The sequence below is a fragment of the Halomonas sp. HP20-15 genome, assembly GCF_033446685.1.
Taxonomy (GTDB): domain Bacteria; phylum Pseudomonadota; class Gammaproteobacteria; order Pseudomonadales; family Halomonadaceae; genus Modicisalibacter.
The window spans coordinates 324,847-343,641 of record NZ_JAWQLY010000001.1 but is presented as its reverse complement, the minus strand read 5'-3'; the positions used below and the strand labels follow the sequence as shown (position 1 = coordinate 343,641).

Genomic DNA, 18,795 nt, shown 5'->3' with positions numbered 1-18,795 from the left:
AGGCTGCCGGCACGAGGCCGGCAGCCCTGTGGAGCAATTACCAGAAGGTATTGACCACGAAGTAAGCCACCAATGTGACGACGACCGTGCCGGCGATATTGAGGGCGAAGCCGGCGCGGATCATCGACTGGATCTTCATGTGACCGGTGGCGAACACGATAGCGTTGGGGGGCGTGGCCACGGGCATCATGAATGCGCAGCTGGCGGCGATGGCCGCGGGAACCGTGATCAACAGCGGCGAGACGTCCAGCGACATCGCCAGGGCGCCGAGCAAAGGCAGGAAGGCCGCTGCCGTGGCGGTGTTGGAGGTCACTTCGGTGAGGAAGATGATGATCAACACCACCATGGCCACCAGGCCGATCAGCGGCAGCACCTCGAACATCGAGAGCTGGTTGGCGATCCATTCGGCGAGTCCCGAACTCTTGATCACTCCGGCCAATGCCAAGCCGCCACCGAACAGCAGCAGCACGCCCCAGGGCAGTTCCTTGGCCTGATCCCAGTCGAGCAGTTTAACCCCGCGCTGGGTGCCACTCGGCAGCAGGAACAGCAGCAGACCAGCGGCGATGGCAATCGTCGTGTCGGATACCCAGTCCAGCCCCAGGTTATTGATCAGCGGGCGGAGGATCCAGGCCAGCGCAGCCAGCAGGAAAATGATCCCGACACGCCGTTCGGCCGTGGAGAATCCACCCAGTTCTTCGAGTTGTTGCGCGACCAGGTTCTTGCTGTCTTCGCCGGCATCCAGTGCGAAGCCGCCGCGGGTCAGCCATAGCCAGGCGAGTATCAGCATGATGATGCTCACCGGCAGCCCGACGACCATCCACTGGGCGAAGCCGATGTCGATATTGCGATCGTTGGAGAGATAGGCCGCCAGCAGGGCATTGGGCGGCGTGCCGATCAAGGTGGCGATGCCACCGATGCTTGCCGCGTAGGCGATCGCCAGCAGCAGCGCCGTGGCGTAGCGGTTGAGCTCCTGGGGATCCTTGTCGCCGAGCAGGCTGATCACCGACATGCCGATCGGCAGCATCATGATGCTGGTCGCGGTGTTCGAGACCCACATGCTCAAAAAGCCGGTGGCGAGCATGAAGCCGGCAATCTGACGGCGCGGTTGATAGCCGACGTACTTGAGCACGTTGAGGGCGATGCGCCGATGCAGGTCCCAGCGCTGCATGCCCAGCCCGATCAGGAAACCGCCGAGGAACAGGAAGATGATCGGATTGGCATAACTCGATGCGGTGGGCTTGAGTTCGTCGATGCCCAGAGCCGGTACCAGGACCAGCGGTATCAAAGCGGTGGCGGGTATCGGTATCGCCTCGGTCGACCACCAGGTTGCCATCAGCAGTGCCAGTCCGGCGCAGTGCCAGGCAGTGATCGGCATCTCTCCGGGGGCCGGAACGACCAGCACCAGCGCGAGCCAGAAGAAGCCTAGCCAGAGCCCGATGCGCGCGGCGCTAGAAGGCCGGGAGTGGGGTTCACGGGTGTCTTCGGTGTCATCTCGCACGTCATGCCTCCTTGCGGTTTTTCCGGTGTGGCTCCTTGCTGCACAGGCTAGCCTGCTCTGCGCGTGGGCGACAGGCCGGCCGGGACGCATTATACGGCGCACGAGGCCGAATTATCAGTTGCTGTTGGGTCCATCAAGGACGCCACGTATACTGCGCGCAACGATGACCGGGGCGGGCGAGGCATAGATGAATCAATCGATAGGCTGGGTACTGCTAGGAATCGCGCTAATCGCGATTCTGGGGCTTGCCGGATACGCCTGGCGTCTCTGGCAGGAGGTGCGCCGGCGAGAGCGGTTTCGTGCTGAAGAGGTGCGGCGTGCCAATGAAAACTGTCTGGAAAGTCTCGATATCATTGCGCGGGCAATGAAGGCCGAGCAGGTCGATCTGACCGAAGGCAGCCTGCGCTGCAAGGTACTGCTCGAGATCATCGACCCCCGTCTGCTCGAGCGCGAATCCCTGCAAGTGTTCGATGAAGTACATCGGCGCACTGCGCATCTGCATACCCACACCGCCCGTCAGGCGTTGTCGCCGCGTGAACGGATGAGCGAGGATCGCGAGCGGCTGGCGCTGGAGGATGAGTTGCGTCAGCGTATTCTCGCGGCGGCAGGCGCGGTCGATGACTTCGTGCGAGGCTGGCCGGCCAGCCTGCACTGAACCTGCCTTCTTCAATGCGAACGAACGATGGAGCCATCGTGATGCCCCCGTCCCTGCTCGATACGCCACTCGCCGATCTTCGCCACGCCCTGCATGTTTCGCCCGAGCTTTCCGGCGACGAAACCCGAACGGCGGATCAAGTGGCCGACTGGCTCGCTCAGGCGGGTGCCGACAGCGTGATTCGCCGGTTGGGCGGGCACGGGGTGGCCGGGGTGTTTCGTAGTGCCGAGCCCGGCCCGCGGGTGCTGCTGCGGGCGGAGCTCGATGCCTTGCCGATCCGCGAGCAGGGAGCGCGGGCCTGGCGCTCGCAAAACGAGGCGGTGGCTCACAGCTGCGGCCATGATGGCCACATGGCGGCGCTGCTGGGAGTCGCGCAGCGGCTTGCCGAGCGTCGTCCGCGCAGCGGTGAGGTTGTCCTGCTCTTCCAGCCCGCCGAGGAGACCGGTGACGGTGCTGGGCGTGTGCTCGATTCGGCGGCCTTCGAGGTGATCCGTCCCGATTACGCCTATGCCATGCACAACTTGCCTGGCAGGCCGCTGGGCGAGGTGTCGGTCAGATCGGGGGTATTCACCTGCGCTTCCCGCGGGCTGATCATCCGGCTGAATGGGCTGTGTTCCCACGCGGCACATCCGGAACAGGGGCGCAGCCCGGCGATGGCGATGTGTCGCATTTTGCAGGGGCTCAAGCGCCTGCCTCAGCAGATGCCCGACGACCATGGGCTGGTGATGATAACCCTGATTCATGCACGCCTTGGCGATGTCGCCTTCGGTACGTCGCCCGGGCAGGCGGAAGTCATGGCGACGCTGCGCACGGAAAGCGACGACATGATGCGCGCCTTGGCCGAGGCCGCAGTTTCCCTGGCACGCACCGAAGCCGAGGAGGATAACCTGGGAGTGGATATCGACTGGTGCGACGCCTTCTCCAGTACCGTCAATGCGCCTGCTGCGGTGAGCGCCATCGAGCATGTCGCCGGTGAGTTGCAGATGCCGCTGGCGACGCTGCCCGCAGCGCATCGCTGGTCCGAAGACTTCGGGGTATTGAGCGGCTGTTGCGAAGGGGCGATGTTTACGCTGGGAAGCGGTGAAGATTGTCGGCCGTTGCATCATCCGGCGTTTGATTTCCCCGACGACTTGCTCGACCGGGCGGCCGCTATTTTTTCGGGATTGGTCGACTATCATCTTGCATGATCGATACTGCCCGGTATCCTTGTATAAACTTCGTACAAGTGAAGGATTTGCACCGTTCCGCGCATTCCTTCACGATGAGTGTTAACCGAAGTAAAGAAAGCGTCGTCGCGGATAAACCGAGATGACAGCGGGAGAGCACTAGCCGAAATGGCGCATTTGTGCTTTCTTTTTCGAGGACAGGATAGGTAGAAAAACGTCCTGGCCGAGCTATTGGGTTCCGACTAGTTTGGACCCGCCGAGTAACGACACGTTACGACGAGCGCTGTGTAAAGAAGGAGTCTTACATGAAGAAATCAACGACTGGCTTGCTAGTTGGGTCCGCGTTTGTGCTAGGCCTTTCAGGCTGTGCCAGCTCCGGTTCCTCCTCCATGAGCGATACCCAGCAGGACGCCTGGTATCAATCACCTTTCGTCTGCGGCCTGGCCGGCGGTCTGATCGGTGGTGGCATCGGCTACGCTTCCAGCAGCGATTCCGACGAGGACGATGGTGCAGCCATAGGCAGCGTCACCGGGGCTACCGCCGGTGCTCTGCTGTGCGCCGATTATGGCAGCAATGTCGTCGACAGCGATGGCGACGGGGTTCCGGACGATCGCGATCAGTGCCCCGATACGCCGGCAGGCGTTGCCGTTGATGCATCCGGCTGCCCGTTGGATACCGATGGCGATGGCGTACCCGACTATCGCGACGAGTGCCCGGGAACTCCGGCTGGCGTGGAAGTGAATGCGTCTGGCTGCCCGCTCGACTCCGACGGTGACGGCGTGCCCGACTACATGGATCAGTGCCCCGACACTCCGGCAGGTGCCGATGTCAACGCACTGGGCTGTGAAGCCGACGTCGTGCTGCAGGACGTCAACTTCGAGTTCGACTCAGCCACTCTGACCTCTCAGGCTGAAATGATCCTCAACGACGTCGCTACCAAGCTCGACGCCAACGAGAATGTCCGTGTTCGTCTCGAAGGGCATACCGACTCCATCGGTAGCGATTCGTACAACAAGGATCTGTCTCAGCGTCGTGCCCAGTCGGTCAAGGACTACCTGACCTCACAGGGCATTTCCGCGAACCGCATGCAGGCCATTGGTTACGGCGAAGAGCAGCCGATCGCGACCAATGAAACGGCAGCGGGCCGCGCTCAGAACCGTCGCGTCGAACTGGGCGAATGGACTCAGTAACGCTGACGTCATGAGGCCAGGCATTGTTTAGCTGGCTGAATGCAGGAAGGGGCGCCTCGGCGCCCCTTCTTCGTTTGTGGCGGGCCTGGCCTAGCCGCTCGGCAGTGGACTCAAGTCGGGGCCGCCTGCTAATGTAGCGCGCCGCACATTCATTCGCCGGTCGGATCTCGCGGCCTTGTACGCTGCCGCTGAGCGCGATCGCCAGGCGAAGTGCGTAGCTCGCCATACACCGATTTTTGCGGCAAGTGATCCTTGGTATGGATCACCACTGCGCTTTAGGATCCCTGAATGCCCATCGTGACCCTTCCCGACGGCAGCCAACGCCGTTACGACGCTCCGCTGAGTATCATGCAAGTCGCCGAGTCGATCGGCCCCGGCCTGGCCAAGGCCTGTGTTGCCGGCAAGATCGATGGTCGGCTGGTCGATGCCGCCGATCTGGTCGAAAATGACGCCGAGGTGGCGATCATCACCGCCCGTGATCCCGAGGGGCTCGAGATCATTCGTCACTCCTGCGCCCATCTGATCGGCCATGCCGTCAAGCAGCTCTATCCCGATGCCAAGATGGCCATCGGGCCGGTGATCGAGGATGGCTTTTATTACGATATCGACTTCGGTCGTTCGGTGACCCCCGAGGATCTCGAGGTCATCGAGCAGCGCATGAAGCAGCTGATCGACAAGGGCTACGATGTCGTGCGCGAGTACGTTGATCGCGATCAGGCGATGCTGACCTTCCTGCATCGTGACGAGCCCTACAAGCAGGAGATCGTTCGCGAAATTCCCGAGGGTGAGACGATCCGTCTCTACCATCATGAGGAATATACCGACATGTGCCGCGGGCCCCATGTGCCCAATACTCGGCATCTCAAGGCCTTCAAGCTGACCAAGCTGGCCGGCGCCTACTGGCGGGGCGATGCCGAGAAGCCGATGCTGACGCGCATCTACGGCACGGCCTGGGACGACAAGAAACAGCTCAAGGCCTACCTCCTGCGCCTCGAGGAAGCCGAGAAGCGCGATCATCGCAAGCTGGCTCGCAAACTCGACTTCTTCCATATGCAGGAAGAGGCGCCGGGGATGGTGTTCTGGCATCCGCGCGGTTGGACCCTTTGGCAGACGGTCGAACAGTACATGCGTAACGTCTACAAGGAGGGCGGTTACCAGGAGATCCGCTGCCCTCAGATCATGGACGTCTCGCTGTGGAAGAAGTCCGGTCATTGGGACAACTACGCCGAGAACATGTTCTTCACCGAGTCGGAAAAGCGCGAGTACGCGCTCAAGCCGATGAATTGCCCGGGCCATGTGCAGGTCTTCAACTCGGGACTGCGCAGCTATCGCGAGCTGCCGGTGCGTTACGGCGAATTCGGCGGCTGTCACCGTAACGAGCCTTCGGGCGCCCTGCATGGCATCATGCGGGTGCGGGCCTTCACCCAGGACGATGGCCACGTGTTCTGTACCGAGGCTCAGATCGAGCCGGAGGTCACCGCCTTCCATCGCCAGGCCCTCAAGGTCTACCGCGATTTCGGTTTCGAGGATATCGCCGTCAAGATCGCCCTGCGCCCCGAAAAGCGCCTGGGCAGCGATGAGGTCTGGGACCGTGCCGAAGCCGCGCTGCGAGGCGCGCTCTCCGCCTGCGAAGTCGAGTGGGAGGAGCTGCCGGGCGAAGGGGCCTTCTATGGGCCCAAGATCGAGTACCATATGAAGGACTGCCTGGGACGCGAGTGGCAGGTGGGCACCATGCAGGTCGACTTCATGATGCCGACTCGCCTGGGCGCGCAGTACGTGACCGAAGCCGGCGATCGTCAGCCGCCGGTCATGCTTCACCGTGCCATCGTCGGCTCCATGGAGCGATTCATCGGTATCCTCATCGAGCACTACGCGGGATCGATGCCGTTATGGCTGGCGCCCCTGCAAGCGGTGGTGCTGAATATCACCGATGCGCAGCGCGAATACGTCGGAAAAATCGAAAAACGCCTGCAAAATACCGGGCTGCGCGTCAAGTCGGACTTGAGGAACGAGAAGATCGGCTTTAAAATCCGCGAACATACGTTGCAGAAGGTCCCCTATCTCCTTGTGGTTGGAGATAAGGAAGTCGAGACCGACTCGGTGGCCGTGCGTACGCGCAGCGGCGAAGACCTGGGCAGCATGACGGTGGACGCCTTCATCGAGCGGGTGCAGGCCGAGCGGTAATAGCGACATCTTCCAAGGCAAAAGTGGAGACGGAACCATCAAGAGAAGCAACCCGAGAGGGCGCCCTCAGGAAAAGCGCCCACCAATGAACGAGCGGATTACCGAAGATCAGGTACGCCTGATCGCCAGCGACGGCGAGCAGCTGGGCATCGTGCCCACCAGCGATGCACTCGAGCGCGCCGAAGCGGAAGGTATGGACCTCGTGCAGATTTCTAATGCCGATCCGATCGTCTGCAAGATCATGGATTACGGCAAGTTCCTCTTCGAGCAGAAGAAGCAGAAGGCTGCTCAGAAGAAGAAGACCAAGCAGATCCAGGTCAAGGAAGTCAAATTCCGGCCTGGCACCGACGAGGGCGACTATCAGGTCAAGCTCAAGAACCTGATCCGGTTCCTCGAAGGTGGCGACAAGGGCAAGGTCACCTTGCGCTTCCGGGGTCGTGAAATGGCTCACCAGGACATCGGCCGCAAGCTGATGGAACGGATTGCCGCCGACCTCGAGGAGCTGGCCGCTGTCGAGTCCTTTCCCAAGATGGAAGGTCGTCAGATGGTCATGATCCTGGCCCCCAAGAAGAAGTGATCCATCGGCAAGTGAACGGATGGTCGCGGCACACTGATTCGTGCTGCGCTATCGGCCCTGGATTTTCTAAAAAACCCGAGCGGAGTCATCTCCATGCCGAAAATCAAGAGTAACAGGGGCGCCGCCAAGCGCTTCAAGAAGACCGCCAACGGCTTCAAGCACAAGCAGTCGTTTCGCAGTCACATCCTGACCAAGAAGTCCACCAAGCGTAAGCGTCAGCTGCGCGGCATGAAGCAGATCCACGATGCCGACAAGGCGTTGATCTCTCGCATGCTGCCCAACCTGTAACGCGCTGGTCGAATTCATTTAAAGTCAGGAGATTGCCATGACTCGTGTCAAGCGTGGTGTCGTAGCGCGCCGCCGTCATAAGAAAATCATGAAGCAGGCCAAGGGCTACTACGGTGCCCGGTCTCGCGTGTTCCGTGTTGCCAAGCAGGCGGTCATCAAGGCCGGTCAGTACGCGTACCGCGACCGCCGTCAGCGCAAGCGTCAGTTCCGCGCGCTGTGGATCTCGCGGATCAACGCGGCGGCTCGCCAGAACGGCCTGTCCTACAGCCGCTTCATTGCCGGGCTCAAGCAGGCCGGCATCGAGATCGATCGCAAGGTTCTCGCCGATCTCGCTGTTCACGAAAAGGCTACCTTTACCGCCATCGTCGAGAAGGCCAAGGCTGCCCAGTAAGTGATGGCGCCGTCGGAGCCGCAAGCTTCGTCGACAGCATCGTGAACGCCGCAGGGGAAGAGCAGCCGCTCTTCCCCTGTTTTTTTGGACCCCGATACCAGGGTCCCAGGATTCAGGATTCGGAGCGTAACGGATGGACCATTTACCGACCGTGGTCGCCGAGGCTCGTCAGGCCATCCAGGCCGCCGAGAACGTCGCCTCTCTGGACGAAGTGCGGGTGAAATATCTCGGCAAGAAGGGCGAGATCACGGCACTGCTCAAGGGGCTCGGCAAGCTGCCCCCCGAGGAGCGTCCCCAGGCGGGCGAGCGCATCAATCAGGCGAAGCAGGCGCTCAACCGCGATCTCGAGGCGCGCCGTGGCGATCTCGAGCGGGCTGCGCTGGACGTGCGTCTGGCGGCCGAGCGCGTCGACGTGACCCTGCCCGGCCGAGGCCAGTCGCAGGGCGGGCTGCATCCGGTGACACGGACCCTGGAGCGGATCGAGGGGTTGTTCACGCGGATAGGCTTCGATGTCGCGGTTGGGCCCGAGATCGAAGACGATTATCACAATTTCGAGGCGCTCAACATTCCCGCTCACCATCCGGCGCGGGGCATGGCGGATACCTTCTACTTCGACGCCACGCGGCTGCTGCGCACCCATACCTCGCCGGTTCAGGTGCGCACCATGGAAAACCAGGCACCGCCGATCCGCATCGTCTGTCCGGGGCGCGTCTACCGCAGCGACTCGGATCTGACGCACACGCCGATGTTCCATCAGGTCGAAGGCCTGCTGGTCGATGAGGACGTCAGCTTCGCCGATCTCAAGGGCACCATCGAGGATTTCCTGCACGCCTTCTTCGAACGCGACGATCTCTCGGTGCGCTTCCGGCCGTCCTACTTTCCCTTCACCGAGCCGTCCGCCGAGGTCGATATCCAGTGCGTGATGTGCAGCGGCGAAGGCTGTCGGGTGTGCTCGCACAGCGGCTGGCTGGAGGTGATGGGCTGCGGCATGGTGCACCCCGAAGTGTTCCGTCATTCGGGCATCGACGCCGAACGTTACAAGGGGTTCGCCTTCGGCATGGGCGCCGAGCGTCTGGCCATGCTGCGCTATGGCGTCAATGACCTGCGGCTGTTCTTCGAGAACGACCTGCGCTTTCTGCGCCAGTTCGCCTGAGCGAATCAAGGAGACGGGATTCCAAGATGAAATTTTCAGAACAGTGGCTGCGTGAATGGGTCTCGCCGGATCTCGCGACCCAGGCGCTGGCCGACCAGGTGACCATGGCGGGACTCGAGGTGGACGCCGTGGAGCGTGTCGCCGCGGTATTCAGCGGTGTCGTGGTGGCCGAAGTGCTGAGCCGCGAGCCCCATCCCGATGCCGACAAGCTGAGCGTATGCCGGGTCGACGACGGTTCCGCGGAGCCCGTTCAGGTGGTCTGTGGGGCGCCCAACGTCGCCGCCGGCCAGAAGGTGGCCTTCGCCCGTGTCGGCGCCGCGCTGCCCGACGATTCCAAGGCTGACGGTTTCAAGATCAAGAAAGCCAGGCTGCGCGGCGTCGAGTCGCGCGGCATGATCTGCTCCGCCTCGGAGCTCGGCCTGGAAGAGGAAACCTCGCCGGGCATCCTCGAGCTGCCTCTCGACGCGCCTGCCGGCGCCGACTTCCGCGACTGGATGGGCCTCGACGATGCCACCATCGAGGTCGACCTGACGCCCAATCGCGGCGACTGCCTGAGCCTCAAGGGCCTGGCCCGCGAGGTCGGGGTGCTCAATCGCATGGCCGTCGTTGAGCCGGACATGACGGCGCAGGCAGCGGTGCACGACGCGAGCTTCCCGGTGCGTGTCAGCGCGAGCGAGGCCTGTCCGCGCTACGTGGGACGTATCGTCAAGAACGTCGAGGTCAACGCCAAGACCCCGTTGTGGATGGTCGAGCGGCTGCGTCGCAGCGGCGTGCGCGCCATCAATCCGTTGGTCGACATCACCAATTACGTGATGCTCGAGCTGGGTCAGCCGATGCACGCCTTCGATCTGGCCAACCTCGAGCAGGCGATCGAGGTGCGCTACGCTCGCGAGGGGGAAACCCTGGTGCTGCTCGACGGCCAGCAGATTGCGCTGCGCGAGGATACCTTGATCATTGCCGATGCCGAGAAGCCACTGGCCATGGCCGGGGTGATGGGCGGCGAGTTCTCGGGCGTCAACGATGCCACTCGCGATGTGTTTCTCGAGGCGGCCTTCTTCACGCCGCTGGCGGTGGCCGGGCAGGCCCGTTCCTACGGGCTGCACACCGACGCGTCGCATCGCTTCGAGCGCGGCGTCGATCCGGCCCTGACGCGTCAGGCCATCGAGCGCGCCACGGCCTTGTTGCTGGCGATCGCCGGCGGCGAGCCGGGACCGTTGAGCGAGACGGCGAGTCCCGATCACCTGCCCGGCGAGCGGCATATCGTGCTGCGCGCCTCGCGCATCGAGCAGTGTCTGAGTATGCCGCTGCCCGGCGATGAGGTGGTCGATATCCTCACGCGGCTGGGCATGCAGGTGAACGCGGAGGGCGATGCGAGCTGGCGGGTCGGCGTGCCCAGTTGGCGCTTCGACGTGGCGATCGAGGAAGACCTCATCGAGGAGCTGGCGCGCATCCACGGCTATAACCGTTTGCCGGTACGTCGTCCGGCGGCGCGTCTGTCGCTGCAGGCCGATGACGAGGCGCGCCAGCCGCTCGCGCGCTTGCGCCGTCAGCTGGTGGCGCGTGGCTATCAGGAGGCGATCAGCTACAGCTTCGTCGCGCCCGAGCTGCAGGCACTGCTGGCGCCGGGCGTCGAAGCCCCGCGTCTGGCTAATCCGATCTCCAGCGACATGGCGGTGATGCGGGCCAGCCTGCTGCCCGGACTGATCAAGGCGCTGATGCACAATCTCAACCGTCAGCAACAGCGGGTGAGGTTGTTCGAGTCGGGGCTGGTGTTCAGGGGCGATCTCGATTCGCTGGAACAGACCGCGATGCTGGGAGGCTTGGTCTGCGGGCCACGCGATCCCGAGGGCTGGGCCGCGCGCCGCGATAGCGTCGATTTCTTCGACCTCAAGGGTGACCTGGAGAGCCTGCTGACGATGGGGGGTGACAGCGACGCCTGGCGTTTCGAGACCGCGGAACATCCGGCGCTGCATCCGGGGCAGACCGCCGCGGTGCTGCATCGGGGGCAACGTGCCGGCTGGATCGGCGCGCTGCATCCGGCGGTGCGTGCCGAACTCGGCCTGAAGAGCGACCCGCTGGTCTTCGAGATCGAGCTCGATCGTCTGGTGCACGGCCGGCTGCCCCGTTTCGCTGCGCTGTCGCGCTATCCCGAGGTGCGTCGTGACCTGGCGCTGGTGGTCGACGAGTCCGTGGCCGTCCAGGCGCTGCTCGACACGCTGCGCGAGCAGGCCGGCGAATGGTTGACGGATCTGCATCTGTTCGATGTCTATCAGGGGGCCGGTATTGCCGAGGGCTATAAGAGTGTAGCTTTGGGCTTGACCTGGCAGCATCCTTCGCGCACGCTGAATGACGAAGAAATCAATCAGTTAGTCGAGGCGATCGTCGCCGAGTCCAGGCAGCGTTTCGGTGCCGAGTTGCGCGGCTGAACGTCGTCATCCAGCACGAGGGAGTGATAATGGGTGCATTGACCAAGGCGGAACTGGCTGAACACCTGCATACGGAGCTCGGCGTCTCGAAGCGGGAAGCCAAGACCATGGTCGAGGCGTTCTTCGAAGAAATCCGCGGCTGCCTGCGCGAGAACGAGCAGGTCAAGCTGTCGGGTTTCGGAAACTTCGATCTGCGTGACAAGCGCGAGCGTCCGGGACGCAACCCCAAGACCGGCGAAGAGATCCCGATTTCGGCCCGCCGCGTGGTCACCTTCCGTCCGGGGCAGAAGCTGAAGGCCCGGGTCGAGGCGTTCGACGGACCCGCGCCGCAGTGAGGCCGGCCGACGTGCGCTGACCGGCCAATGGCTGTCTTGTAAATGGCTGACTTGCAAACGAAAGGGCCCCGCTGTTTCAGCGGGGCTCTGTTGTTGTCGCTGCTAGAATTAGCGATGCTTCATCTTCGCCGGCGTCATTCTGGCGGCTCCAGCTCACCCCGGTTGGCCGTCAGGGAAACAGTTGGCTCAGTTTGGTTGCCAACATCAGGTTGCCGCTGGCCTTGAGGCGCCCGGACATGAAGGCCTGCATGCCGTTGAGCTCCCCGCTCAAAACGCCTTTAAGGGTATCGCTATCCGTGGAAAGCGATACCGAAGGATCGTCGTGCTCACCTTGCTGGATATCCAGCGTGCCGTCGTCGACGGTCATGAAGTAGTCGTCGGCATCGACGATATGAAACTGAAAGGTCTCGTGCATGCCCTTGGCGGCTTGCGGGTCGAAACGAGACTTGAGATTGTCGATTACCTGGGTGGTGTCGCTCATGGTGTTTTCTGCAGCCTACGAACCGTGAAGGTTCGAGCTTATTTTGAACAGGCGTTTGAATCAAGCGTTCCCCTTGGCCGGCCGAGCCAAAGGCCATACGGATTTTTGAACTCGCAACGAGGAGAAGCAGGGTGAGTCAATGGTTTGCGGAATACGGCCTGTTCCTGGCCCAACTAGTAACGCTGGTCGCGGTGATCCTGGCGGCGCTGGCAATCGTCAGTCGCGCCAAGAGCGGCCAGGCTCGCAGTCAGCTGCGCATCGAGGAACTCAACAAGCGCTATCGTGCGCGACAGCGGCAGTTGCGCCTGGCCGGTCTCGACAAGAAGCGCCGCAAGGCGGTACTCAAGGCCTTCAAGCGCGACGACAAGCGTCGCGACAAAGGCGATGAGGCGAGCGGGTCGGGGCAGCGGCCCACGCTCTGGGTGCTCGATTTTCATGGCGATATCAAGGCGTCGGGAACGACACGCCTTGCCGAGGAGATTTCGCTGATCCTCGGCGTGATCGGCGAGAAGGACGAGGTCGCGATACGCCTGGAATCGCCGGGAGGGCTGGTGCATGCCTATGGGCTAGCCGCAGCCCAACTCGATCGGCTGCGCGATGCGGGCGTGACGACCACGGTATGCATCGACAAGGTGGCGGCCAGCGGCGGTTACATGATGGCTTGTTGTGCCGATCGCCTGCGTGCGGCGCCGTTCGCGGTATTGGGCTCGATCGGCGTGGTCGCGCAATTGCCCAACATCCACCGTCTGCTCAAGCGCCACGATGTCGATGTCGAGCTGCTTACCGCCGGACGCTACAAGCGCACGTTGACGGTGCTCGGCGAGAATACCCAGGAGGGGCGCGAGAAATTCATCGAGGAGCTGGAAAGCACCCACGAGCTGTTCAAGCGCTTCGTCGCCGAACGTCGCCCGGTGCTGGACATCGACGGCATCGCCACCGGCGAGACCTGGTATGGCAGCCAGGCATTGGACAAGGGCCTGATCGATGCCGTGGGCACCAGCGAGGCCTATCTACTGGAGCGCATGAGCGATGCGCGGGTCGTCACGCTGAGCCTCGAGAAGCGCCGCGGCGTGACCGAGCGCCTGGGGCGTGCCGTGTCGCGAGGCATCGAGGGCGGGCTGCAACGGGTCTACGAGGCGCTTGAAGCGAGCGGGTGGCAGCGCCGTTGAGGCTAATCCAGATACAGCGCGGCCAGGGTGTCGATCAGCCTTTCGGCTTCGTTGCCCTGTAGCGAATAGTAGATGGTCTGCGAGGCACGCCGTGTGTTGACCAGCCCCACCCGGCGCAGTATGGCCAGGTGCTGGGACAGTGCCGATTGGCTCAGCGACAGCCGGGCATTGAGCTCGGATACCGAGAGTTCGTCGTTGTCGAGCAGGCACAGGATGCGCAGGCGGTTTTCGTTGGCGACCGCCTTGAGCAGGTTGGTCGATGAATGGATGGCATCGTTGGGGTCGTTCAGCAGTCGTGCAGCGAGCGGGCGGCTACTCATGTTTCGTCTCCTGTGGCCGGCGTTTCTGGCGCCGTGTCCATTTCCCCGCCGCCGATGGATGCGTGCATCGCAGGCTTTCGGAACCGCCGCGGGTGACGTGAGAGGTAACGCAACAAGTCTGCCTCTCTTACTGATTTAGTGAAACTTCAACAACCGCGCAAATTCACGTAGATCGGGCGACTAACGCTAATTCAGCGTCACGGGCGCTGGACGGTGTCGCTCAACGCACTGATTGTCGACAAACCCCGTGTGGCTGACTCCAGGGACGATCAGCGGCGCGCTCTTTCCAGCCGACTAGCCGATGGTATGACGGGAAAACCCGCTTATATGCTCTAGAGTTGTGTCAACAATTCATCGCGAGCCGGAGCGGCCGATGAAGCCGTCGATCATCCTTAAATGGCAGGCATTTCATGAGCGCATACCAGACCGAATATCAGCGATCGATCGAGCAGCCCGAGGCGTTCTGGGCCGAGCAGGCGCAGCGTGTTCCCTGGTTTCGTCAGCCTCGCGAAGTTCTCAGCCATGACGCCCAGGGGCATGCGCGCTGGTACGGCGACGGCGAAATGAATACCTGCTATGTGGCGCTGGACCACCACGTCGCCGAAGGGCGCGGCGATCAGCCCGCCCTGCACTGGGACTCGCCGGTGACCGGGGGCAAGCGCACACTGAGCTACCGGCAGTTACGCGACGAAGTAGCGCGGTTCGCCGGTGCGCTGGCCTCGCTGGGCGTGAGCAAGGGCGACCGGGTAGTGATCTACATGCCGATGGTCCCCGAGGCGCTGATCGCCATGTACGCCTGTGCCCGGCTGGGGGCCGTGCATTCGGTGGTGTTCGGAGGCTTCGCGGCGCACGAACTCGCCGTGCGCATCGAGGACGCCGAGCCGCGGGTGGTCATCGCCGCTTCCTGCGGCGTCGAGGTGGACCGGGTCATCGCCTACAAGCCGATCGTCGACGAGGCACTGGCGCGAAGCCGCCATCGCCCCGAGGCTTGCGTGATCCTGCAGCGCGATTCGTTGCGCGCCGAGCTGAACGACATCGATCGCGACTGGCAGGCGTTGGTAGCGAATGCTTCGCCGGCCGACTGCGTCGCCGTGAACGCCTGCGATCCGCTATATATCCTGTACACCTCGGGGACCACCGGCAAGCCCAAGGGCGTGGTACGCGACAACGGCGGGCATGCGGTGGCGCTGCATTACTCGATGGAGCGCGTCTATGGCATGGCGCCCGGCGAGGTGTTCTTCTCGGCTTCGGACGTCGGCTGGGTAGTCGGCCACTCGTACATCGTCTATGCCCCGTTGATCTACGGCTGCACCACGCTGGTCTACGAGGGCAAGCCGGTGCGGACCCCCGATGCGGGGGCTTTCTGGCGCCTGATCGAGGAGTACCGGGTGCGGGCCTTCTTTACCGCGCCGACCGCATTTCGCGCCATCAAGAAGGAGGACCCGGATGGCCGGCGGCTCGAAGGGCATGACATTTCTTGCCTGAGGACGCTGTTCCTTGCCGGCGAGCGGCTCGATCCGCCGACCTTTCATTGGCTCGCGGGACTGTTGTCCGTGCCGGTCATCGATCACTGGTGGCAGACCGAGACCGGCTGGCCGATCGTTGCCAACCTTCAGGGACTGGAGCCGATGCCGACCAAGGCCGGCTCGGCGACGCTGCCGGTTCCCGGGTTCGACGTGGCCGTGTTGAATGCGCAGGGCGAACCGGCCGGCATCGGGGAGCAGGGTAGCGTGGCGATCCATGAGCCGATGCCACCGGGTTGCCTGGCGGGGATATGGCGTGATCCGCAGCGCTTTCACCGCGCCTACATGGCGGCTTTTCCGGGTTATTACCTGAGCGGCGACGGTGGCTACTTCGACGAGGACGGCTATCTGTTCATCATGGGACGCAGCGATGACGTCATCAATGTCGCCGGGCACCGCCTGTCCACCGGCGAGATGGAAGAAGTCGTGGGCTCGCATGCCGCGGTGGCCGAGTGTGCGGTCATCGGCATTCAGGACGAGCTGAAAGGCCAGGTGCCGATCGCCCTGGTGATTCCCAAGGATGGCTTCGATGGCGATGCCGCCACCCTCGAGCGTGAATTGGTCGCCCTGGTGCGCGAGCGGATCGGCGCGATTGCCAGCCTGCGCCAGGCGCTGGTGGTTTCGCGGCTGCCCAAGACCCGCTCCGGCAAGATTCTGCGCAAGCTGCTGCGCAACATCGCCGATGGCGAGTCCTACGGCGTTCCTTCGACCATCGATGATCCTGCCAGTCTGCAGGATGTTCACGAGGCGATGGTGGCGGGCGAGGTGGGCACGGCGCATCGCGCGCAGCAGGCCGACTAAACGGTGGAGGAGTCCGGCGGAGAGCCTGCGTGAGCGGCGCTTACGTGCTAATATCCGGGCAAATTTTCCAAGTAAGTCCTGCCCATGCCAACGCTCAAGATCATTGTCGGCACCGTCTACGGCGGTGCCCTGGATGTCGCCGAACAGGTCAAACCGCTCTTCGAGCAGGCCGGCTATGAAGTATCGATCCTCGAACAGCCGACCCTAGCCGACATTACCGATGAAGCCGCCGATCTGACGTTGTTCTGCGTCTCGACGACCGGCAGCGGCGACTATCCCGGCGGCATCACGCCGTTTGCCCGCTCGATAAACGAGCAGCACCCCGCGCTCGTCGAGCTGCGCTACGGGCTGATCGCGCTGGGCGACAGCTCCTACGGCGACACCTTCTGTGGCGGCGGGCGCAGTCTCGATGCGTTGCTCGAGGACCACGGCGCTCAGCGCGTCGGCGAACGCCTCGAGGTCGACGCCATGGAAACCTTCATGGCCGACGATGCCGCCGTGCCCTGGGCCGAGGCGTGGATCGACGAAAACGGGCTGCGTGCCGAATGACGACGAGGTTCAAGCAATGACGACTCGCGTCATGACCGCCGAACGGGTCAGCATCCTCTGCGGCATTCTGATCGCCATGGTGGCGACCTTGCTGCGCTATGTCGCCAATGGAGTAGCGCAGGATCGTATGATCCTGCTGTGCATCGCCGCCGTCGTGGTGTCGGCCGTCGCCGTGGCCTCCTGGCGATTGCTCGACGAAGGCGCGCGGCAGCGCTTCCCCGCGCTGATGGGGCGCATGATAGCGGCCATGGCATCTAGCCTGCTCGTGATCGCCGTGTGGCAGGGCATTCGGGACGGCATGGTCAATATCGACGGCCTGGCCGTACTCTCGCACGGCACTGCGCTGGGGCTGTTGATCCATGCCTTGGCGTCGGGGTGGCGCCGCAAGCGCGCCTGACGACCCGCTTGATGCGCTACCCATCTAAAGCACTCATGAAAAGCCCCGGCCGAGTTGGCCGGGGCTTTTCATGTTGACCAGCATTGGTTCGCGACGAGGCGCCGAGAGGGCGGCCACTTCGCCGCGCTTAGCCCAGCGTGTAGCAGGGGACGTAGTGGCTGCCGGGCAATTTCATGCGTCCCTGGGCGACGAATGAGTTGAGCAAGGCATCCAGCCGCGCCATCAGTTCGGCCTCGGCGTGCAGGCGGAAAGGGCCGTGCGCCTCGATGGCGCGAATGCCGGGTTCCTTGACGTTGCCGGCGACGATGCCCGAGAACGCCCGGCGCAGGTTGGCGGCGAGCTCATGGATCGGCTGGTCGTGGTGAAGCTGCAGGGCGGCCATGGCCTCATGGGTGGGCTCGAAGGGCTGCTGGAAGCCGGGTTGCACGTTGAGACGCCAGTTGTAGTAGAAGGCGTCGTTGTGCGCACGACGGAATTCGGTGACTTCGTCGATACCCTCGCGCATGGCGCGAGCCACCTGCACGGGATCGTCGATGATGATGCGATAGTGCTGGCAGACCGCTTCACCCAGCGTATAGCGCAGGAATTCATCGATGCGCTTGAAGTAGTCGGCGGCGCTCGGGGGGCCACTGAAAATGACCGGGAACGGCGTGTCGGCGTTCTCCGGGTGCAACAGGATGCCCAGCAGGTAGAGCGCTTCTTCGGCGGTGCCCACGCCGCCGGGAAAGATGATGATGCCGTGGCCGACGCGCACGAATGCCTCGAGGCGCTTCTCGATGTCGGGCATGACCACCAGTTCGTTGACGATCGGGTTGGGCGACTCGGCGGCGATGATCCCCGGCTCGGAGATGCCCAGGTAGCGACCGTGCTTGCGGCGCTGCTTGGCATGCGCGACGTTGGCGCCCTTCATCGGGCCCTTCATGGCGCCGGGACCGCAGCCGGTGCAGATGTCCAGATCACGCAGCCCCAGGTGATAGCCGACGTCCTTGGTATAGTCGTATTCCTCGCGGGAGATCGAGTGTCCGCCCCAGCACACCACCAGGCTGGGCTCGCGGGACGACTTGAGCGTGCCGGCGTTGCGCAGGATGTGAAAGACCGCGTTGGTGGTGCCTTCGCTGGTCGTCAAGTCGAAGCGCGAGTGCTGCTGGATCTCGTTGAAGACGTAGACGATGTCGCGCAGGATCGCCGACAGGTGCTCGCGGATGCCGCGGATCATGCGGCCGTCGACGAAGGCGTCGGCGGGGGCGTTGGTCAGCTTGAGGCGAATGCCGCGATCCTGCTGCAGGACCTCGATATCGAAATCGCGATAGGCCTCCATCACCGCCAGCCCGTCGTCGGTCGGCGAGCCACAGTTGAGTACCGCCAGGGCGCAGCGGCGTAACAGGTCGTGAAGGCCGTTGGCCGAGGTGTCGCGCAGGCGGTTGACCTCCTGCTGAGACAGCACCTCGAGGCTGCCTTCCGGGGAGATCGTGGTCGAAATCGTTTCCGGCATTAGCGGTTCCTTGTCATGCCTGCAATCAGGTGGTGCGACGCGTACGGGCGTCGTTCCATGAATAAAAGTTCATACGGGCGCGGTCAGCGGCGTCCCGCTCCATCGACGACCGCACGGATTCAAGCATCTCGGTGCATGCGCAAAGAAATGGGCCGGTCGTGGTAACGGATTTTCCCTGAGCGTAGTACCTGTCGAACGAT

General features: G+C 63.2%; 18 protein-coding genes. 14 read left to right on the top strand and 4 right to left on the bottom strand.

The genetic code is table 11. The annotated features are described in order from the left end of the window. Positions 1 to 37: 37 nt before the first annotated feature. Positions 38 to 1,498 carry a DASS family sodium-coupled anion symporter gene (locus R6258_RS01645; protein ID WP_318446589.1) on the bottom strand — a complete coding sequence of 487 codons (1,461 nt, stop codon included), beginning with the start codon at positions 1,496 to 1,498 and terminating at the stop codon, positions 38 to 40. Positions 1,499 to 1,685: 187 nt separating this feature from the next. On the opposite strand from R6258_RS01645, the gene R6258_RS01640 reads away from it, so the two are divergent. From R6258_RS01640 to ihfA, 10 genes are all read left to right on the top strand, one after another. Then, positions 1,686 to 2,153, top strand: a complete 468-nt coding sequence (locus tag R6258_RS01640; protein ID WP_318446587.1) for a DUF2489 domain-containing protein — start codon at positions 1,686 to 1,688, stop codon at positions 2,151 to 2,153. Between the two features lie 41 nt (positions 2,154 to 2,194). Further along, positions 2,195 to 3,340, top strand: a complete 1,146-nt coding sequence (locus tag R6258_RS01635; RefSeq protein ID WP_318446898.1) for an amidohydrolase — start codon at positions 2,195 to 2,197, stop codon at positions 3,338 to 3,340. 284 nt (positions 3,341 to 3,624) lie between these two features. Next, positions 3,625 to 4,509: an OmpA family protein gene (locus tag R6258_RS01630; protein WP_318446585.1), complete on the top strand. Its 885-nt coding sequence runs from the start codon at positions 3,625 to 3,627 to the stop codon at positions 4,507 to 4,509. A gap of 288 nt (positions 4,510 to 4,797) precedes the next feature. Next, on the top strand, positions 4,798 to 6,693 hold the full coding sequence (gene thrS, locus R6258_RS01625) for a threonine--tRNA ligase (RefSeq protein ID WP_318446583.1): 1,896 nt from the start codon (positions 4,798 to 4,800) through the stop codon (positions 6,691 to 6,693). Positions 6,694 to 6,730: 37 nt separating this feature from the next. Beyond that, positions 6,731 to 7,270: a translation initiation factor IF-3 gene (gene infC / locus R6258_RS01620; protein ID WP_280178449.1), complete on the top strand. Its 540-nt coding sequence runs from the start codon at positions 6,731 to 6,733 to the stop codon at positions 7,268 to 7,270. A 93-nt stretch (positions 7,271 to 7,363) separates the two neighbouring features. Further along, positions 7,364 to 7,558, top strand: a complete 195-nt coding sequence (gene rpmI, locus R6258_RS01615; RefSeq protein ID WP_231662782.1) for a 50S ribosomal protein L35 — start codon at positions 7,364 to 7,366, stop codon at positions 7,556 to 7,558. A gap of 37 nt (positions 7,559 to 7,595) precedes the next feature. Next, positions 7,596 to 7,949, top strand: coding sequence for a 50S ribosomal protein L20 (gene rplT / locus R6258_RS01610; RefSeq protein ID WP_136067628.1), 354 nt, complete (start codon positions 7,596 to 7,598; stop codon positions 7,947 to 7,949). Between the two features lie 133 nt (positions 7,950 to 8,082). Further along, positions 8,083 to 9,102 (top strand): phenylalanine--tRNA ligase subunit alpha, encoded by a 1,020-nt coding sequence (gene pheS, locus R6258_RS01605; RefSeq protein WP_318446579.1) that lies wholly within the window; start codon positions 8,083 to 8,085, stop codon positions 9,100 to 9,102. Positions 9,103 to 9,128: 26 nt separating this feature from the next. Continuing rightward, entirely contained in the window at positions 9,129 to 11,528 is a 2,400-nt protein-coding gene (gene pheT / locus R6258_RS01600) for a phenylalanine--tRNA ligase subunit beta (RefSeq protein ID WP_318446577.1), read from the top strand. A 29-nt stretch (positions 11,529 to 11,557) separates the two neighbouring features. After that, positions 11,558 to 11,863 (top strand): integration host factor subunit alpha, encoded by a 306-nt coding sequence (ihfA, locus tag R6258_RS01595; protein ID WP_318446575.1) that lies wholly within the window; start codon positions 11,558 to 11,560, stop codon positions 11,861 to 11,863. 169 nt (positions 11,864 to 12,032) lie between these two features. On the opposite strand, the gene R6258_RS01590 is transcribed toward ihfA, so the two are convergent. Continuing rightward, positions 12,033 to 12,344: an SCP2 sterol-binding domain-containing protein gene (locus tag R6258_RS01590; RefSeq protein WP_318446573.1), complete on the bottom strand. Its 312-nt coding sequence runs from the start codon at positions 12,342 to 12,344 to the stop codon at positions 12,033 to 12,035. 131 nt (positions 12,345 to 12,475) lie between these two features. Here R6258_RS01590 and sohB point away from each other — a divergent pair, with 131 nt between their 5' ends. Then, positions 12,476 to 13,513 (top strand): protease SohB, encoded by a 1,038-nt coding sequence (gene sohB / locus R6258_RS01585; protein WP_318446571.1) that lies wholly within the window; start codon positions 12,476 to 12,478, stop codon positions 13,511 to 13,513. A 2-nt stretch (positions 13,514 to 13,515) separates the two neighbouring features. On the opposite strand, the gene R6258_RS01580 is transcribed toward sohB, so the two are convergent. Continuing rightward, entirely contained in the window at positions 13,516 to 13,833 is a 318-nt protein-coding gene (locus R6258_RS01580) for a metalloregulator ArsR/SmtB family transcription factor (protein WP_318446569.1), read from the bottom strand. A gap of 410 nt (positions 13,834 to 14,243) precedes the next feature. Here R6258_RS01580 and R6258_RS01575 point away from each other — a divergent pair, with 410 nt between their 5' ends. The 3 genes from R6258_RS01575 to R6258_RS01565 all read left to right on the top strand — a co-directional run bounded on the left by R6258_RS01575 (position 14,244) and on the right by R6258_RS01565 (position 17,103). Further along, a complete protein-coding gene (locus R6258_RS01575) occupies positions 14,244 to 16,157 on the top strand; it encodes a propionyl-CoA synthetase (RefSeq protein ID WP_318446567.1) in 1,914 nt (637 codons plus the stop codon). A gap of 84 nt (positions 16,158 to 16,241) precedes the next feature. Then, the gene (locus R6258_RS01570) at positions 16,242 to 16,706 is read left to right on the top strand and encodes a flavodoxin domain-containing protein (protein WP_318446565.1); all 465 of its coding nucleotides are present in this window, start codon (positions 16,242 to 16,244) and stop codon (positions 16,704 to 16,706) included. Positions 16,707 to 16,722: 16 nt separating this feature from the next. Beyond that, positions 16,723 to 17,103 carry a hypothetical protein gene (locus R6258_RS01565; protein ID WP_318446563.1) on the top strand — a complete coding sequence of 127 codons (381 nt, stop codon included), beginning with the start codon at positions 16,723 to 16,725 and terminating at the stop codon, positions 17,101 to 17,103. A 127-nt stretch (positions 17,104 to 17,230) separates the two neighbouring features. Here the strand turns inward: R6258_RS01565 and ppnN are convergent, their stop codons facing one another. Further along, positions 17,231 to 18,595: a nucleotide 5'-monophosphate nucleosidase PpnN gene (ppnN, locus tag R6258_RS01560; protein ID WP_318446561.1), complete on the bottom strand. Its 1,365-nt coding sequence runs from the start codon at positions 18,593 to 18,595 to the stop codon at positions 17,231 to 17,233. Positions 18,596 to 18,795: the final 200 nt, after the last annotated feature.

Coding starts and splice junctions, on each gene's coding strand:
- R6258_RS01590 (WP_318446573.1), bottom strand. CDS start 12,344: ATGAGCGACACCACCCAGGTAATCGACAATCTCAAGTCTCGTTTCGAC.
- R6258_RS01575 (WP_318446567.1), top strand. CDS start 14,244: ATGAGCGCATACCAGACCGAATATCAGCGATCGATCGAGCAGCCCGAG.
- R6258_RS01570 (WP_318446565.1), top strand. CDS start 16,242: ATGCCAACGCTCAAGATCATTGTCGGCACCGTCTACGGCGGTGCCCTG.
- R6258_RS01630 (WP_318446585.1), top strand. CDS start 3,625: ATGAAGAAATCAACGACTGGCTTGCTAGTTGGGTCCGCGTTTGTGCTA.
- rplT (WP_136067628.1), top strand. CDS start 7,596: ATGACTCGTGTCAAGCGTGGTGTCGTAGCGCGCCGCCGTCATAAGAAA.
- pheT (WP_318446577.1), top strand. CDS start 9,129: ATGAAATTTTCAGAACAGTGGCTGCGTGAATGGGTCTCGCCGGATCTC.
- ppnN (WP_318446561.1), bottom strand. CDS start 18,595: ATGCCGGAAACGATTTCGACCACGATCTCCCCGGAAGGCAGCCTCGAG.
- R6258_RS01640 (WP_318446587.1), top strand. CDS start 1,686: ATGAATCAATCGATAGGCTGGGTACTGCTAGGAATCGCGCTAATCGCG.
- rpmI (WP_231662782.1), top strand. CDS start 7,364: ATGCCGAAAATCAAGAGTAACAGGGGCGCCGCCAAGCGCTTCAAGAAG.
- ihfA (WP_318446575.1), top strand. CDS start 11,558: ATGGGTGCATTGACCAAGGCGGAACTGGCTGAACACCTGCATACGGAG.
- R6258_RS01565 (WP_318446563.1), top strand. CDS start 16,723: ATGACGACTCGCGTCATGACCGCCGAACGGGTCAGCATCCTCTGCGGC.
- thrS (WP_318446583.1), top strand. CDS start 4,798: ATGCCCATCGTGACCCTTCCCGACGGCAGCCAACGCCGTTACGACGCT.
- pheS (WP_318446579.1), top strand. CDS start 8,083: ATGGACCATTTACCGACCGTGGTCGCCGAGGCTCGTCAGGCCATCCAG.
- R6258_RS01635 (WP_318446898.1), top strand. CDS start 2,195: ATGCCCCCGTCCCTGCTCGATACGCCACTCGCCGATCTTCGCCACGCC.
- R6258_RS01580 (WP_318446569.1), bottom strand. CDS start 13,833: ATGAGTAGCCGCCCGCTCGCTGCACGACTGCTGAACGACCCCAACGAT.